The 16,652-nt window shown below is 45.8% G+C and carries 12 protein-coding genes; 10 read left to right on the forward strand and 2 right to left on the reverse strand.

The features are described 5' to 3' along the window. Window positions 1–235 precede the first annotated feature (235 nt). The 8 genes from DWW70_RS07100 to DWW70_RS07135 all read left to right on the forward strand — a co-directional run bounded on the left by DWW70_RS07100 (window position 236) and on the right by DWW70_RS07135 (window position 11,481). Window positions 236–1,441: a metallophosphoesterase gene (locus DWW70_RS07100; RefSeq protein WP_022217355.1), complete on the forward strand. Its 1,206-nt coding sequence runs from the start codon at window positions 236–238 to the stop codon at window positions 1,439–1,441. Window positions 1,442–1,637: 196 nt separating this feature from the next. Then, window positions 1,638–3,356 (forward strand): alanine/glycine:cation symporter family protein, encoded by a 1,719-nt coding sequence (locus DWW70_RS07105; protein WP_118649537.1) that lies wholly within the window; start codon window positions 1,638–1,640, stop codon window positions 3,354–3,356. Window positions 3,357–3,560: 204 nt separating this feature from the next. After that, a complete protein-coding gene (gene dnaK, locus DWW70_RS07110; protein WP_055145876.1) occupies window positions 3,561–5,321 on the forward strand; it encodes a molecular chaperone DnaK in 1,761 nt (586 codons plus the stop codon). A gap of 25 nt (window positions 5,322–5,346) precedes the next feature. After that, window positions 5,347–5,742, forward strand: coding sequence for a hypothetical protein (locus DWW70_RS07115; RefSeq protein WP_055145873.1), 396 nt, complete (start codon window positions 5,347–5,349; stop codon window positions 5,740–5,742). Between the two features lie 54 nt (window positions 5,743–5,796). Continuing rightward, window positions 5,797–6,696, forward strand: coding sequence for a DUF5685 family protein (locus DWW70_RS07120; RefSeq protein ID WP_055145870.1), 900 nt, complete (start codon window positions 5,797–5,799; stop codon window positions 6,694–6,696). A 3-nt stretch (window positions 6,697–6,699) separates the two neighbouring features. Further along, window positions 6,700–7,509 (forward strand): J domain-containing protein, encoded by an 810-nt coding sequence (locus DWW70_RS15320; RefSeq protein ID WP_118649538.1) that lies wholly within the window; start codon window positions 6,700–6,702, stop codon window positions 7,507–7,509. A 301-nt stretch (window positions 7,510–7,810) separates the two neighbouring features. Next, window positions 7,811–10,252: a glycogen/starch/alpha-glucan phosphorylase gene (locus DWW70_RS07130; RefSeq protein WP_055222480.1), complete on the forward strand. Its 2,442-nt coding sequence runs from the start codon at window positions 7,811–7,813 to the stop codon at window positions 10,250–10,252. 152 nt (window positions 10,253–10,404) lie between these two features. After that, on the forward strand, window positions 10,405–11,481 hold the full coding sequence (locus tag DWW70_RS07135; protein ID WP_055145864.1) for a glycoside hydrolase family 5 protein: 1,077 nt from the start codon (window positions 10,405–10,407) through the stop codon (window positions 11,479–11,481). Between the two features lie 107 nt (window positions 11,482–11,588). Here DWW70_RS07135 and DWW70_RS07140 read toward each other — a convergent pair whose 3' ends face one another. Continuing rightward, window positions 11,589–11,804, reverse strand: a complete 216-nt coding sequence (locus DWW70_RS07140; RefSeq protein WP_015534471.1) for a cold-shock protein — start codon at window positions 11,802–11,804, stop codon at window positions 11,589–11,591. A 261-nt stretch (window positions 11,805–12,065) separates the two neighbouring features. Between DWW70_RS07140 and DWW70_RS07145 the strand changes: the two genes are divergently transcribed. Further along, on the forward strand, window positions 12,066–13,016 hold the full coding sequence (locus tag DWW70_RS07145; protein WP_243017689.1) for a SpoIID/LytB domain-containing protein: 951 nt from the start codon (window positions 12,066–12,068) through the stop codon (window positions 13,014–13,016). A gap of 83 nt (window positions 13,017–13,099) precedes the next feature. Next, window positions 13,100–13,861 (forward strand): M23 family metallopeptidase, encoded by a 762-nt coding sequence (locus DWW70_RS07150; RefSeq protein WP_022217347.1) that lies wholly within the window; start codon window positions 13,100–13,102, stop codon window positions 13,859–13,861. A 198-nt stretch (window positions 13,862–14,059) separates the two neighbouring features. Here the strand turns inward: DWW70_RS07150 and DWW70_RS07155 are convergent, their stop codons facing one another. Further along, window positions 14,060–16,543 (reverse strand): GH36-type glycosyl hydrolase domain-containing protein, encoded by a 2,484-nt coding sequence (locus DWW70_RS07155; RefSeq protein ID WP_055145855.1) that lies wholly within the window; start codon window positions 16,541–16,543, stop codon window positions 14,060–14,062. Window positions 16,544–16,652 lie beyond the last annotated feature (109 nt).

The raw sequence follows: 16,652 nt of genomic DNA on the forward strand, positions 1-16,652 counted from the left end.
GCTCGAAAGGTACAAATCTTAAAGATTTTGTATCTTTCGGGCTATTTTTATGTGATTTAGGAAAATTTTGTACTTTCTTTAAATATATTTGGATATTAGGGGATGACGGTGGAATTACGATTTATTAAGTTTGTGTATGTGTGGTGTTGGGAGTATATTATTGTATGAATAAATCGTACAAAGGACTGCCGTCAATATGTATATTGGCCAGTCAGAAAAACAAAGGAGAAAAAAGATGATAGCAATTTTCATTGCACCTTTTTACATAGCGTTAAATATATATTTGTTCTGGAGAATAAAGGGCTGGGTACAGGCATATTTCCCGAAACTCAAAGGCAAGAAGGGCTGGATAGTCCCGATAGTGCTATATGCATTTCTGGCGTCGGCGCTGGTGATCGCATTCTTCCTGCCACAGGGAAGGTTCAAACGTGGCATGAAGCTGGTGGGAAATTACTGGCTGGGTGTTCTGCTTTATATGATATTCTTCATAGTGATAGCCGAGCTTGGAAGATTCCTACTGCTTCATGTATTCAGAGTGAGCAAAGATAAGATATGTGTGCCGCGGATTCGCAGGATAGTAGGCTGTGTGTGCGCAACACTCATCATGTGTATATCATTCTGGGGAGTGGTAAATGCGAGACTTGTGCGGGTGACGCCTTATGATGTGACCATCAATAAGGAAGCACGGGATGAGAATGGTCAGAAGATGGATTCCATGAAGATAGTGCTGGTTGCAGATCTTCATCTTGGATACAACATAGGCGTCAGGCAGGTTCAAAGAATAGTGAATTCCATAAATAAGCAGGACGCAGATCTGGTGCTGATAGCGGGTGATATATTTGACAACGAATGGGAAGCCGTTGACCAGCCGGAGGAGCTTGAGAAAATACTCCGGGGGATCAAATCAAAGTATGGAGTGTATGCCTGCTATGGTAACCACGACATACAGGAGCAGGTGCTTGCCGGATTTACATTTGGCGGACAGAAGGAGAAGACCAGCAGTCCGGAGATGGACGAGTTTATGGAGAAAGCGGGAATCACTCTTCTTCGTGACGAGGGAGTGCTGATAAACGATTCCATATACATCTATGGCCGCCGCGATGCCCACAGACCGGGAAATGGAGTCACAGACAGAGTATCCGCAGACGAGATCACGAAAAATATGGACAAATCAAAACCTATCATAATCCTTGATCATGAGCCAAAGGAGCTGGAGGAGCTGTCGTCGGCAGGTGTGGATATGGACCTGTGTGGACACACCCATGACGGACAAATGTTCCCAGGCAACATCCTTGTGGCGATGATGTGGGAAAATTCCTGCGGTTACCTGAATGTTGACGGTATGCATAACATAGTGACATCCGGAGTCGGTGTGTTTGGCCCCGATATGAGAGTTGGAACCAAGGCGGAGATATGTCCGATAACGGTGAATTTTAAATGACCACCACACCGCATTATATTTTGCCAACCGCCCACATAACTTAATTAATAAAGGAAAATAACCATAACACCACAATACTCTGGACTTTACGGCAAAAATAAAGTAAATTTACGGGTATATAAACTGATTCGGGACAAAAAATGAGGGGAGTGCCGGGTCGGATGATATGGATAACCTGGAAAGAGGAGGCGGTTGTATGGAAAAGTTAAATGAGATCGTGTCGGCGGTGGATGGATTTGTCTGGGGACCGGTCATGCTGGTGCTTCTGGTTGGAACGGGAATATTTCTGACGATCAGAACAGGGTTTCTTCCCTGGAGGAATCTCGGCTATGCGCTGAAGAGTACACTTAGCAAGGAGGCAAGGACAAAGAGCAGAGGAACCGGAGACGTGTCACCATTTTCGGCACTGACCACCGCGCTTGCTGCAACCATAGGAACGGGAAATATCGTTGGTGTTGCAACGGCCATGGTATCGGGAGGTCCGGGAGCACTGGTGTGGATGTGGATATCCGCAGCATTTGGTCTGACATCCAAGTTCTCAGAGTGTATGCTTGCTATCAAGTATCGTGAGGTGAATGCCAAGGGCGAGATGAGCGGCGGTCCTATGTACACTATGAAGAAGGCATTCAAGCATAAGAAGTTTGGTGCAGTGCTGGGCTGGCTGTTCGCACTCTTTGCAGTCATCGCCTCATTTGGAATAGGAAATATGACACAGGCCAATTCCATATCTGAATCTCTTAGCAGCACATTCAGCGTGCCTACATATGTGACAGGAATTATACTTACGGTTTTTGCCCTTCTTATAATAGTTGGAGGAATCAAGACTATATCTAAGGTGTCATCAGTTGTTGTTCCTTTGATGGCGATATTCTATGTTGTAGCCGGACTTATTGTAATAATCGTCAATATCCAGAATCTTCCGGCAGGAGTTGCCATGATATTCAAGATGGCATTCTCAGTCAAGGCAGTCGGTGGCGGTCTGTGTGGTACGATCACAGCAGCTATGATGAATGCCATGAGATTCGGTGTTGCCAGAGGAGTATTCTCAAATGAGGCTGGAATGGGCTCTGCGGCCATCACGGCGGCAGCTGCCACAACAGACAATCCTGTCCGTCAGGGTTACATCAATATGACAGGTACATTCTGGGATACCATAGTAGTCTGTACCATCACAGGTCTCTGTATTGCATCATCGGGTGTGCTTGGTATTACTGAGAACAGTACAAAGGGCAGCTATCAGGTGAGCGGAACGGCGGTTACTGTGGAGGCTGTTGATTCTGATAACAAGACTACCACGACGGATTATACATATGAATTCACAGATGACCAGCTCATTCTGACAGATACATCCAATTCGTCAAATACCCTGACGCTTTCAGTTCTTCCATCCGACGAACTCAACAAGGATGAGAATACAAAGCTTGCAAGTGAGCTTGCGGTGGAGGAGAGTCAGGCAGCCATAGGAAGTCTTACCGGTACATGGACTGATGCAGCCGGAAACCATTATACATTTGCTGAGGATGGAACATTTGCCTGCTCAACTGTTATAAAAGGTGCAGCTCTCACGATACTGTCATTTGGCTCTGCACTTGGCAAGGTGGGAGGCTGGCTCGTAACTATAGGAATTGTGCTCTTCGCATTCTCCACGATCCTTGGATGGGAGTATCACGGAGAGAAGGCGTTCGAGTACCTGTTCAAGTCGCACAAGTACAATATGATATACAGGATAGTGTTCTCGCTCGTTGTATACGTAGGCGCGACGATATCACTGGATCTTGTATGGAACTTCTCAGATATAGCGAATGCGCTCATGGCGATTCCGAACCTTATCTGCCTGCTGGCATTAAGCGGAGAGATCGCAAAGGATATAAAGGAATTCCAGGCGGTTATCAAGGCAGAGAAAGCATCAAAGTAGAATATTAAGTCCGGGGACGGAGGGGTCAGAAACCTCCGTCCTCTTTTTTTATACTCTCTTAACCTAACTTTATACTTACTTTATTTTTTGTCCAAATTATGTTCATAAGTGATGGTTATTATATACGATAGATGGGGACGGAGGTGCCTGACCCCTCCGTCCCCATGAGTAGATTAGAATACCATTACAGAGAGGTTGACATATATGAGCAGAGTAGTAGGAATAGACCTAGGAACAACAAACAGCTGTGTGGCAGTGCTTGAGGGCGATCAGCCAACTGTCATACCGAATTCGGAGGGCGGCAGGACCACACCTTCCATAGTAGCCATCACAAAGAATGGAGAGAGACTGGTGGGTGAGGCTGCCAGGAGACAGATGACTGTGAATGTGGACAGAACTATCACATCCATCAAGAGAGCGATGGGAACAACATACAGAAAGAGGATAGACGGCAAGGACTATTCGCCGCAGGAGATATCCGCCATCATACTTGCAAAGCTGAAGAGCGATGCTGAGAGTTATCTGGGCGGACCGGTATCTGATGCAGTCATAACAGTTCCGGCTTACTTTGACGACAGCCAGAGACAGGCCACAAAGGACGCCGGAAGAATAGCGGGACTGAATGTGCTTCGAATCATAAATGAGCCTACATCGGCGGCTCTCGCCTATGGTCTTGACAATGGACAGGCGCAGAAGATACTTGTATACGATCTGGGCGGAGGAACATTTGACGTGTCTGTTATAGAGATAGGGGACAGCGTAATAGAGGTTCTTGCCACCGCGGGAGACAATCATCTGGGCGGAGATGATTTTGATGAGAGATTGCTGGATCACGTCATCAAGACCTTTAAAAAGGAGACAAAGGTCAATCTGGCGAAGGATATCACGGCATCCCAGAGAGTGAGGGAAGCCTGTGAGAATGCCAAGAAGGAGCTCTCATTTGCGCAGACTGCACACATCAATCTGCCATTTATATCGACAGTGAAGAATCAGCCGGTGCATCTAGACATGACGATAACAAGGGAACAGTTCAACGAGCTAACCTATGATCTGGTGGAGAGAACGGCGGGACCTGTAAACCAGGCATTATCCGATGCGGGCATAACGAGAAATCAGATAGACAAAGTGCTGCTGGTGGGTGGCTCCACCCGTATACCGGCGGTTGTGGATAAGGTACGTGCCATAACCGGCAGGGAGCCATCCAAGAATATGAACCCGGACGAGTGCGTTGCCATGGGTGCGGCGGTCCAGGGAAGCAAGCTCAGCGGCGAGCTCACTGTGTCGAACAAGGTGAATGACATTCTCCTCATGGATGTGACACCTCTCTCGCTGTCCATTGAGACCCTTGGAGGCGTGGCAAATGTCATCATTCCGAGAAATTCAGCCATTCCGACCAGAGCATCAAAGATATTTACCACGGCGGGCAATTTCCAAAGGGATGTCGAGATCAAGGTATACCAGGGCGAGAGGCATTTCACAAGGGACAACAAGCTGCTAGGCAACTTCAGACTCAGCGGTATCAAGAGAGCCATGGCGGGCGTTCCTCAGATTGAGGTCACATTTGACATGGATGCAAATGGTATTCTCAAGGTCTCAGCTAAGGATCTTGGCAGGGGTGTGGAACAGCAGATAGTGATCACATCCAGCACCAACCTCTCGGAGGAGGAGATCCGCAGAGCAAGGGAGGATGCGAAGAAGTACGAGGATGATGTGGCTGGAGCTAGAGAGTTCAAAGACATTATGAACGAGGCCGAGGCGTATGTATATAAGGTAGAGAATCTTCTTGAGACCAAGGGCGCACAGCTCGACAAGAAGGAGATGAAACGGATCAAGAGCGACTGCGAGTATCTGAAGAAGCTTGTGACACGAACTGACATGAATCATGTAGATGATGTGGAGATGGGCAGGATGAAGGAAGCCTACAGGCAGCTTCAGGAATCCGCAGAGAAGCTGGAGACAATGTAAGAATTTGCGAGGAGAATGGTGAATTATGAAAGACAAATTTATAAGATTTATGAGATCCAGGTACGGCAACGATCAGTTGTCATCATTCCTTACCTGGGGCGGATTGATTTTTATGGTGCTGGATGCATTTATCAAGACAGGGATATTTTATCTCCTTGGACTTTTCATGTTCGCTTATGGATATGTGAGGATCATGTCCAAGAACTATGACAAGCGCGCGGCTCAGAACAGATGGTTCATGGAGCATACCGCGGGCGTGAGAAATATATTCAAGCGTGCGAAGAAACAGAAGGAAGCCGGCAAGGAATACAAGATATTTGTCTGCAGCAAATGCCAGCAGATGATCAGAGTTCCAAGGGGAAAGGGCAAGATAGAGATCAGATGCCCTAAGTGCGGCAACAGATTTGTGAAGAAGTCTTAGTGATGATGCGGACTTTAGATATTTTGAGTTGAAATACAGTGTGGAGATTGAGAGATGTTTGGATATATAGTGGTGAACCAGCCTGAGCTTAAGATGAAAGAATATGATGAATACCGTAGGTATTATTGTGGCCTGTGCAAATCGCTGAAGGACAGATACGGTGCGAGAGGACAGATAAGTCTCAGCTATGATATGACATTTCTGGTCCTTCTTCTGACGGGACTGTACGAACCGGAGAAGCACTCGGGCAGCAGAAGATGTATCGCACACCCGACATCGAAGCATACTTATGTACAGAACGAGTACACAGATTATGTTGCTGATATGAACGTGATCCTTACCTATTATAAATGTATAGATGACTGGGATGATGAGCATATGCTTACCCGAAAGCTGTATGCGGATGTACTGCTCGCAGGACAAAATGGCAGGAGGCTCAAGGAAGATTATCAACAGAAGATCCAGGTTATTGCGGAGAACCTCAAGGCGATAAGTGAGCTTGAGGAGGTGGGATCCGATGACATGGATGCATTGTCAGGGCATTTCGGCAATATAATGGCAGAGATATGTGCCCCGAAACATGATGAGTGGGAATCATATCTCCGCACCATAGGCTATTATCTGGGCAAATTTGTCTACATAATGGACGCGTATGACGATATAGAGAAGGATATAGGTGCTGGAAATTACAATCCATTCGTGTGCAGGCTTGCGCATGAGCTGGGTGTTGAGGTACAATCAGTGGGGGCAGATAAAACCATAGAACAGGACAAATGGCAGGAGCTTGCAGAGTGGACGAAGGATGTTCTGATGATGATGGTGGCACCACTTGCAAAAGAGTATGAGATGCTTCCTATTATTGAAAATGTAGGTATACTCAGGAACATAATATACTCAGGAATATGGGAAGCATATTATTCGACTACAAATAGAAGATGCGGCGATGAGGAATAAATTATGAAAGATCCTTACGAGGTGCTGGGACTCAAAAGAGGTGCCAGCGAAGAAGAAGTAAAAAAAGCATATAGAAGGCTGAGCCGGAAGTATCATCCGGATGCGAATATCAACAATCCTCACAAGGATGAGGCTGAGGAAAAGTTCAAGGAGATACAGCAGGCTTACAAGTCCATAGTGAGCGGCGAGGCTGACCGTGCAAGTTACGGTGGTGCTGGTGGGTATGGAACTGGAAGCTCGCAGGGCTACGGCGGCGGTTATGGATCTGGCGGTTCATATGGTCCGTATGGTGGAAGTTCTTACGGCGGTTCGTCAGGAGGCTACGGACAGTATGGTGATCCATTTGGCGGTTTCGGAGAATTTGGCCCATTTGGTTTCGGTGGCTATCAGAGACAGAATGACTACGATCCGAATGATAAAGATTCCAGATATTTTCAGGCCGCGAAGAACTATATGAACAGCGGAAGCTATGAGGAGGCGAAGAACGTCCTCAATCAGATAGAGAATCACGATGCCAAGTGGCACTATTACAGTGGCGTGTGCAACGCCGGACTTGGCAATCAGATAAGAGCCATGGAGATGCTGAAGCGTGCAATGGAGCTTGAGCCGGGCAATCAGGAATACCGCCAGGCGTATGAGTCCATCAAGAGCGGCCGTCAGTGGTACATGGACAGAGGTGCCGGGTATGGAATGGATATGCCGACCGGCGGAAAGTTTTGCAACAATATTTGTACTATATGTGCTCTCATGTCGTGCTGCATGGGCGGTATGCCTTGCGTGTGCTGCATGCCGAGTGGATACGGACGAAGTTAGATATAAAACCCCTGGGAGTTGCCTCTCCCAGGGGTTTTATATCGTATACGTGGTGCATTTACAATATTCTGGTAATCATTGAAAACGCAAGAACCCCCAATTAATCTCGATATTATCAGACATTTATCGCCTTTTATGTAAAAAAACTGCAAATTCTATTTGACTATAGTCTAATTTTATAGTGTTATTTAACAAATTTTTTCTCATGTATTGTTAAAAAAAAAGGTTGATGATAGAATGAAACAGTGAAAATGGAAAAAATTATATCTATTTATCCAAGGAGGGAATGAATCAGATGAAGATGTTAGCAGATTTCGATAAGGAAGGCTTCAAGAAGGAAGTCATTACTAACGTAAAGACCCTTTTCCGCAAGCCTATCGAGGAGGCTACTCCACAGCAGGTATTCCAGGCAGTCAGCTACGCAGTAAAGGACGACATCATTGACAGATGGATTGCTACACACAAGGAGTATGAGAAGAAGAACGTCAAGACAGTTTATTATCTGTCTATGGAGTTCCTTATGGGTAGAGCACTCGGTAACAATCTTATCAACTTGACTTACTACGATGCAGTTAAGGAAGCACTTGACGAGTTAGGATTTGACCTGAACTTTATAGAGGATCAGGAGCCTGATGCCGCTCTGGGTAATGGCGGTCTCGGACGTCTTGCAGCTTGTTTCCTTGATTCATTGGCAACACTTGGTTATCCTGCATACGGTTGTGGTATCAGATACAAGTATGGTATGTTCAAGCAGGGTATCAAGGATGGATATCAGGTTGAGATGCCGGATGACTGGCTCAAGGATGGCAACCCATTCGAGGTTAAGCGTTCAGAGTACGCTGTTGAAGTTAAGTTCGGTGGATATGTCAGAGTTGAGAACAAGAATGGCAGAAACTACTTTATACAGGATGGATATCAGTCAGTTCGTGCCGTACCTTATGACCTTCCAGTCATCGGTTATGGCAACAACGTTGTAAATACACTTAGAATCTGGGATGCTGAGGCAATCCAGGAGTTCTGCCTTGACTCATTTGATAAGGGTGAGTATGAGAAGGCAGTAGAGCAGCAGAACCTTGCAAAGACTATCGTTGAGGTTCTCTATCCAAATGACAATCACTACGCAGGTAAGGAGCTCAGACTGAGACAGCAGTATTTCTTCATCTCAGCTTCAGTTCAGAGAGCAATCCTCAAGTTCAAGGAGCTCAACAAGGACATCCACAAGTTGCCAGAGAAGGTGACATTCCAGATGAATGATACACATCCAACAGTAGCAGTTGCCGAGCTCATGAGAATCCTCATGGATGAGGAAGGCCTTGAGTGGGATGACGCATGGGATATTACAACAAGAACATGTGCATACACCAACCATACGATCATGGCAGAGGCACTTGAGAAGTGGCCTATCGAGCTGTTCTCAAGACTGCTTCCACGTATCTACCAGATCGTTGAGGAGATCAACAGAAGATTCGTTCTCAAGATCCAGGAGATGTATCCAGGCAACCAGGATAAGGTTAAGAATATGGCAGTTCTGTACGATGGCCAGGTTAAGATGGCTCATCTTGCAATTGCAGGTTCTTACTCGGTAAACGGTGTTGCAGCTCTTCATACCAAGATCCTTGAGGAGAGAGAGCTTAAGGACTTCTATGAGATGAGACCAGAGCAGTTCAACAACAAGACAAATGGTATCACTCAGAGACGTTTTCTGCTTCATGCTAACCCACTTCTTGCAAACTGGATCACAGACAAGATCGGTGACGAGTGGATAACCAATCTTTCACACCTTAAGAAGCTTAAGGTATATGTGAACGATGAGAAGTGCCAGCATGAGTTTATGAACATCAAGTACCAGAACAAGATCCGTCTTGCAAAGTACATCAAGGAGCACAACAATGTGGATGTAGATCCTCGTTCAATCTTCGATGTACAGGTTAAGAGGCTTCATGAGTACAAGAGACAGCTTCTGAACATCCTTCATGTTATGCATCTGTATAACAGACTGAAGACAGAGCCAGAATTCGATATGTACCCAAGAACATTCATCTTTGGAGCAAAGGCATCAGCAGGATATAAGAGAGCTAAGCTTATCATCAAGCTCATCAACTCAGTTGCAGATGTTGTCAACAACGATGCTTCAATCGAAGGCAAGATCAAGGTTGTATTTATAGAGAACTACAGAGTATCCAATGCCGAGATCATCTTCGCAGCAGCAGATGTATCAGAGCAGATCTCAACAGCTTCAAGAGAGGCTTCAGGTACAGGTAACATGAAGTTCATGCTGAACGGTGCACCTACACTTGGAACCATGGACGGAGCAAATGTAGAGATCGTTGAGGAAGTTGGCATCGAGAACGCATTTATCTTCGGACTTTCAGCAGAAGAGGTTATGAAGTATGAGCGCGAGGGCGGCTACAACCCAATGGATATCTACAATAACAACCAGGCTGTAAGAAGAGTTCTCACACAGCTTATCGATGGTACTTATGCACCGGATGATCCGGACAGATTCAGAGATCTCTATGATTCTCTTACAAAGGAAGATGTATACTTCATCCTTAAGGACTTCGATTCATATGCAGAGGCTCAGCAGAAGGTTGATAAGGCATACCAGGATGAGAAGGGCTGGGCAAAGATGGCTATGCTCAACACAGCATGTGCTGGAAAGTTCTCATCAGACAGAACTATCGAGGAGTATGCAAAGGAGATCTGGAAGCTTAAGAAGGTTAAGGTTTCCCTTGATAAGTAATTATCAGATAGAATGAAATAACAAAATAAAGGACGGACATCATATGGTAAGGATCGTATGGTGTCCGTTTTTATTTTGCATCTGTTAATACATCCGCGCCTATGTTATGATATATATATGTTACGTTGTGATGAAAAGGGGGTTATAAACATATGAAAGGTAGAAAATTGAGACACAGACTCACGGCTCTGCTGCTCGCATTTGCAATGATATTTACAGCGGTTGCCGTACAGCCGAACTGTGATGCATTTGCAGCTACGAAGGTAAAGACGCCGGTGGCGACACATGGAAGACTGTCTGTGAAGGGGGCAGATCTGGTGGATGCCAAAGGCAAGAAATTCCAGCTCAGGGGAATCAGCACACACGGTATCAACTGGGATGTGGGATATCCTTATGTGAACAAGGCGGCGTTCAAGACTCTGAGAGACGACTGGGGAGTTAATGCGGTAAGACTTGCCATGTATACATCTGAATACAACGGCTATTGTGCGGGCGGCAGCAAAGCGGCACTTCGAAATCAGATATACAAGGGCGTGAAATATGCGACCGACCTCGGCATGTATGTGATCATCGACTGGCACATACTCAACGACGGGAATCCTATGACACAGGTTGCAGAGGCAAGAAGATTCTTTGCAACTATGGCGAAGAAGTATAAGAAACAGAAAAATATCATTTATGAGATATGCAATGAGCCAAATGGCTGCGACTGGAAGACCGTCAAGCGATATGCGTCCCAGGTCATAAAGGTCATAAGAAAGTATGACAAGAAGGCGATCATCGTAGTGGGAACGCCGACATGGTCCCAGCTCGGTTCGGATGGCACACACAATGAGGTTGCGGATAACCCTATCAAGGGCTACAAGAATATAATGTACTCACTCCATTTCTATGCAAATGAGTGGAGCCACAACCGGTATCTTCCTGCGAAGCTTGCATACGCAAGGAAGAAGGGGATAGCGGTCATAGTCACAGAGTTCGGAATGTCCGCGGCAAGCGGCGATGGAGGCATAAGCAAAGCCTACACCGGCAAATGGCTGACCAGACTCAACAAGGCGAATGTCAGCTATTTCTGCTGGAGTCTCAGCAACAAGAATGAATCGGCATCCCTCCTGGCGTCGTGGACGAGCAAGACGAGCCGGTGGAAGACGAGTGAACTGTCTGAGGCAGGCCGTTATATCAGAGCGAAATACAGAGCCCGCAAGAAGGCTCTCGGAAGCAGGGCGTAACGGGAAGCCGTGAGGAAACCGTGATATTAACAAGCAATAAAAAACAGGCGCTATATAGATCAAAGATCTGTATAGCGCCTGTTCTTGTGTTAATGGTTATATGTGAATTAAGCTACAACTGTTACGTTAGTTGCTCTCTCCTTAGAAGCGTCCTTAGGATCAGCCTCTACGTCAAATGTAACCTTCTGTCCCTCGTTAAGAGTCTTATATCCATCAGAGTTGATTGCTGAAAAATGAACAAATACGTCCTTTCCTGTCTCATCATCTGAGATGAATCCATAACCCTTTTCTCCGTTGAACCACTTAACTGTACCGTTCTTCATCACGAGTACCTCCTAAAAATGAAAATTTGTACTCAATGAAAACACTACAATATACCTTATAGAGAATACTCCAAAGAAAAGCTTACCTTATATAGCAATCGAACCGTTAATCTTGAATACGCTATTATCATATTATGTCATGTTGCATTTGTCAATAAACGATACGACTAAAATTTGCGTTAAGATTTCTCAGTAAAAAGGGTATATGAGCAGTGTAAAAACGATATATATATAAGAGGTATAAAAATGCGGGAGGGTGAAATGAGGAATGCAAAGACGATCATTATAGGGATTGCGTGTGCTATGGCACTTGCTTACATAATATCAGGAATATACGACAAGGCGGTTGGGGGAGATGACACTGACGGATCGGTAAAAAGCGGACGCAATGTGTGTATTTATGATAATGGGGAGTATTCCCTCGTGGATGTGGAAGAGTATACAACATCGACGCTGGCGGGAATGATGAGTGACAAATGGAGCGATGAAATGCTCAAGGCGGTCGCAGTTGTGGTTAGGACCGGAATCTATTACCAGATGGATGAAAATGACAGAAATTCCGCCACACAGGGGCAGACAAAGAATCTTATAAATGAGTCCCAGCTCCGGGAGATAAGATATACGGAATCGCAGCTCAAGAAGAAATGGGGAGGCGAGTGTTCCGGGATAATGAGAAGGGCGGAGAAGGCGGTGTATGCGACCGGTGGACAGGTTATGAAATACGGTGGAGAGGTAATACTTCCGGCGTATCATATGATAAGTACAGGGCATACTGTGAGTGCACAGGAAATATATGGGCATGACATACCGTATCTCAGGCAGGTGGCAAGTGATGTGGATCAGATGGCGGAGGACTTTTCGACCACTGAGATATACAGCGGGGACAGGCTTCAGAAGATATTCAGAAAATGGATAGACGCTGACAATATGACGGATGAGGTCAAGGTTATGACAGCCACAGAATCTGGATTTGCACAGACCATAAATGTATTTGGGAGCGAGCTGGAGGCTGATGTTTTCAAAGAACAACTGGGACTTGCCTCGACGAATATACACATAGATAAGGTTAAGGATGGATACAGGATCATAACGGTGGGCGTTGGAGATTCTCTGGGAATGTCACTGTATGGGGCGTCTGTATTGGCGGAAAATGGAGAGAAGTATGATCAGATCCTCAGGTATTATTATACTGGAATAGAGATTGCAAAATAAAGGTTGATAAAAAATATTTACACATTCAAATCATCTGTATATAAGTGCCAATAAGTGGACATGATACAGATGAGGTGATGAATATGAAGAAATTTTTGGGCGGCATAAAGAAGAATATATTTTATATCTCGCTCATCACAGGCATGGCAGTGCTTGTGACAGTGCTCGGACTTTATAACGCACAGACCAATTCAAAGGAGAAGACCATAACAATAGGACAGAATACGCCGAATGACAGTACGACAGAAGCCGATGCGAAGGAAGCTTTGAACGATAAGAAAAATGATAAGAACAGCGGAGTGTCGGATGAAGGTACATCAGAGCAGAAAGATATTGAGACGGATAATACCATAGAGGATTCCACTGCATCCACAGTGGAGAGTGAGAGTGCTGAGACTGGAGCTTCAGGAGTTTCAAATGACAGCCTGCATTACGATCCAAAGGATAGCATATCATGGCCTATAAATGGCAATGTGATAATTCCTTACAGCATGGATACGACAGTGTATTTTGAGACACTCAAGGAATACAAGTGCAGCCCTGCAATGGTAATTGAGGCGCAGACGGGCGATGAGGTCAAGGCTGTATATGAGAGTAAGGTAGCGGAGGTCTCAAGCAACCCAGAGCTGGGCAATTACGTCAAGCTTGAGCTTGGAGACGGCTACACCGTGACACTTGGACAGCTTCAGGATGTGAAGGTTGCACTTGGCGAGCATCTGGATGCCGGCCAGGTAGTGGGAACCGTTGGCGAGCCAAGCAGATTCTACAGCGAGGAAGGAAGCAATCTCTATTTTGCAGTCGAGAAGGACGGCAATCCTGTGGATCCGATGCTGCTTATACAGTAGAGGTAGGGTTGGACAGGTTGCTAATTTGTATCTTTTACGAGGACAACACAGCGTTTGGCGACAATCCCGTGGCGGGATGAAGAAGATAGGCCATATAAACAAAAAAGCCCCACAATATCTAAAATAGATATTGTGGGGTTTTTGCACTATATACTTACGTATATTTTCTTAAATGTGCTTTATAATCCACGGTCTATATTAGCCCATTACAACCTCTACTGAGTGAGTCTTGCCATCGCCAAATGCTGGGATAACGTTGCCCTCGATAGCGTTGCCATCAACGAGTACGCTCTTAACGCCCTTGTTGATGTGATCTGGGTTAGAAACCTTGATGTCGTATGTAGCACCACGGAACTGACGTGTAGCTGTCATTCCATCCCATGCAGCAGGAATTGATGGATCGATCTTCAGACCATCGAAGTCTGCTGAGATACCAAGGATGTACTGTGATATAGCTACCATGTTCCAAGCAGCAGTACCAGTCAGCCATGAGTTCTTACCCTGACCGAAGTGGTTGCCCGGCTTGCCGATATCAGATCCGGCATCCTTACCACCGATCATCTGGCCGTATACATATGGCTCAGTCTTGTGTATATCTGATGTCTCCTCAGTGAAAGCTGGAGCTATCTCTGAGTAGTACTTAAATGCCTGATCACCGGCACCTGCGTAAGCAGCAGCACAGATGATCCATGCATTGTTATGTGTGAAGATTCCGGCATTCTCCTTGTATCCACCTGGGTATGTAGAAATCTCACCATACTGGATGTAATACTTTGTAAATGCTGGGTTGTTGAGTACAAGTCCGTGCTGTGTATTAAGTCTCTCATCGATTGCAGCAAGAGTCTTCTTGTCGCAGCCCTGATCCTTACCGATGTCTGACATGATAGCGAATCCCTGTGGCTCGATGAAGATCTGACCTTCCTCGCACTCCTTGGATCCCATCTTCTCACCGTTTGCATCGTAAGCTCTGAGGAACCAGTCGCCGTCCCATGCTGACTCCATGATGTTGGCCTTCATCTTGTCAATCTCAGCCTGAGCAGCATCAGCCTCAGCGTCCATTCCAAGGTGCTTAAGGATAGCAACGTAGTTAGGACCTGCATATGTGAAGAGTGTAGCAACCATAACTGACTCAGCAACCTTTGAGTATCCACCCTCAGCAGCGAACTTAGGGTTGGTGTATGTCTGGAAGCTCTCACCTGGTGTATCTGAGAAGCATGAAAGGTTGATACAATCGTTCCAGTCAGCTCTCATTGCAAGTGGAAGTCCGTGTGGTCCAAGGTTGTTCACGATCTTGTAGAATGAAACCTTGAGGTGGTCAAGCATAGGCTTTGCAATTGACATATCGTTGTCATATGGAACCATCTCGTCAAGGATGCCCCAGTCGCCAGTCTCCTTGATATAAGCTGAAACTGAAAGGATCAGCCATAATGGATCATCTGAGAAGTCTCCACCGATATCTGCGTTACCCTTCTTGGTAAGTGGCTGGTACTGATGGTAGCATCCACCGTCTGGGAACTGTGTTGAAGCTATATCGATGATTCTCTCTCTTGCACGATCAGGGATCTGATGAACAAATCCAAGCACATCCTGGTTGGAATCACGGAATCCCATACCACGGCCGATACCTGACTCGAAGTATGAAGCTGAACGTGAAAGGTTGAATGTAACCATACACTGATACTGATTCCAGATGTTGACCATACGGTTAACCTTGTCATCAGGTGTGTTAACGTTGAGAATGCTCAACAGTCTGTTCCAGTGCTCCTTGAGCTCCTCAAGACCTGCAGCAACCTTCTCAGGAGTGTTGTACTTCTCGATCATCTCGAGAGCCTTTACCTTATTGATAGTCTTGCCGTCTGCCTCGAACTTCTGGTCAACAGGCATCTCAACATATCCAAGTATAAATACAAGAGTCTTTGTCTCGCCTGGAGCAAGAGTGATCTTCTTGTAGTGTGAAGCGATAGGCGACCATCCATCAGCAAATGAATCATTTGACTTGCCAGCCTCAACAGCCTGTGGGTTGTGGAAGCCGTTGTAAAGTCCGATGAATGAATCTCTGTCTGTATCGTAACCATCGATCTCGTCATTCACTGTGTAGAATGCGAAGTGGTCACGTCTGTCTCTGTACTCTGTCTTGTGGTAGATAGTTGATCCGACAACCTCTACACGACCTGTACTGAAGTTCCTCTGGAAGTTGGTGCAGTCATCCTGTGCATCCCAGAGACACCACTCCTCAAATGAGAAGAATGAGAATGTCTTCTCCTCTGAGCCTTCATTTGTAAGAACGACCTGCTGAACCTCTCCAGCGTAGTTCTGAGGAACAAAGAAAGTAACCTCAGCCTTAAGGTCATTCTTCTTACCTGTGATGATTGTATATCCCATACCATGACGGCACTGATACTCGTCAAGCTCTGTCTTTACCGGTGACCATCCCGGATTCCATATTGTACCATTGTCGTTGATATAGAAATAACGTCCGCCCATATCTATAGGCACGTTGTTATAACGATATCTTGTGATTCTACGAAGACGAGCGTCCTTGTAGAAGCTGTAACCTCCTGCAGTGTTGGAGATCAGTGAAAAGAAATCCTGTGTTCCAAGGTAGTTGATCCAAGGATAAGGAGTTCTAGGAGATGTGATGACATACTCCTTGTTGGCATCATCAAAATAACCAAATTTCATGTAGCATATACCTTCCTTCCAATGTTTTGTGAAGGCTTCCAGATGGCTATGCCAGCCCCCCTGAAGCCGCTTTTGTATCGACTTGTGCTAAATTCTCCCTTAAAGTCAG

This window comes from Coprococcus sp. AF16-5, assembly GCF_003479365.1.
Lineage (GTDB): Bacteria > Bacillota > Clostridia > Lachnospirales > Lachnospiraceae > Coprococcus > Coprococcus aceti.

Coding starts and splice junctions, on each gene's coding strand:
- DWW70_RS07140 (WP_015534471.1), bottom strand. CDS start 11,804: ATGAAGAACGGTACAGTTAAGTGGTTCAACGGAGAAAAGGGTTATGGA.
- DWW70_RS07135 (WP_055145864.1), top strand. CDS start 10,405: ATGAAAGGTAGAAAATTGAGACACAGACTCACGGCTCTGCTGCTCGCA.
- DWW70_RS07115 (WP_055145873.1), top strand. CDS start 5,347: ATGAAAGACAAATTTATAAGATTTATGAGATCCAGGTACGGCAACGAT.
- DWW70_RS07105 (WP_118649537.1), top strand. CDS start 1,638: ATGGAAAAGTTAAATGAGATCGTGTCGGCGGTGGATGGATTTGTCTGG.
- DWW70_RS07100 (WP_022217355.1), top strand. CDS start 236: ATGATAGCAATTTTCATTGCACCTTTTTACATAGCGTTAAATATATAT.
- DWW70_RS07130 (WP_055222480.1), top strand. CDS start 7,811: ATGTTAGCAGATTTCGATAAGGAAGGCTTCAAGAAGGAAGTCATTACT.
- DWW70_RS07155 (WP_055145855.1), bottom strand. CDS start 16,543: ATGAAATTTGGTTATTTTGATGATGCCAACAAGGAGTATGTCATCACA.
- DWW70_RS15320 (WP_118649538.1), top strand. CDS start 6,700: ATGAAAGATCCTTACGAGGTGCTGGGACTCAAAAGAGGTGCCAGCGAA.
- DWW70_RS07120 (WP_055145870.1), top strand. CDS start 5,797: ATGTTTGGATATATAGTGGTGAACCAGCCTGAGCTTAAGATGAAAGAA.
- DWW70_RS07150 (WP_022217347.1), top strand. CDS start 13,100: ATGAAGAAATTTTTGGGCGGCATAAAGAAGAATATATTTTATATCTCG.
- dnaK (WP_055145876.1), top strand. CDS start 3,561: ATGAGCAGAGTAGTAGGAATAGACCTAGGAACAACAAACAGCTGTGTG.
- DWW70_RS07145 (WP_243017689.1), top strand. CDS start 12,066: ATGAGGAATGCAAAGACGATCATTATAGGGATTGCGTGTGCTATGGCA.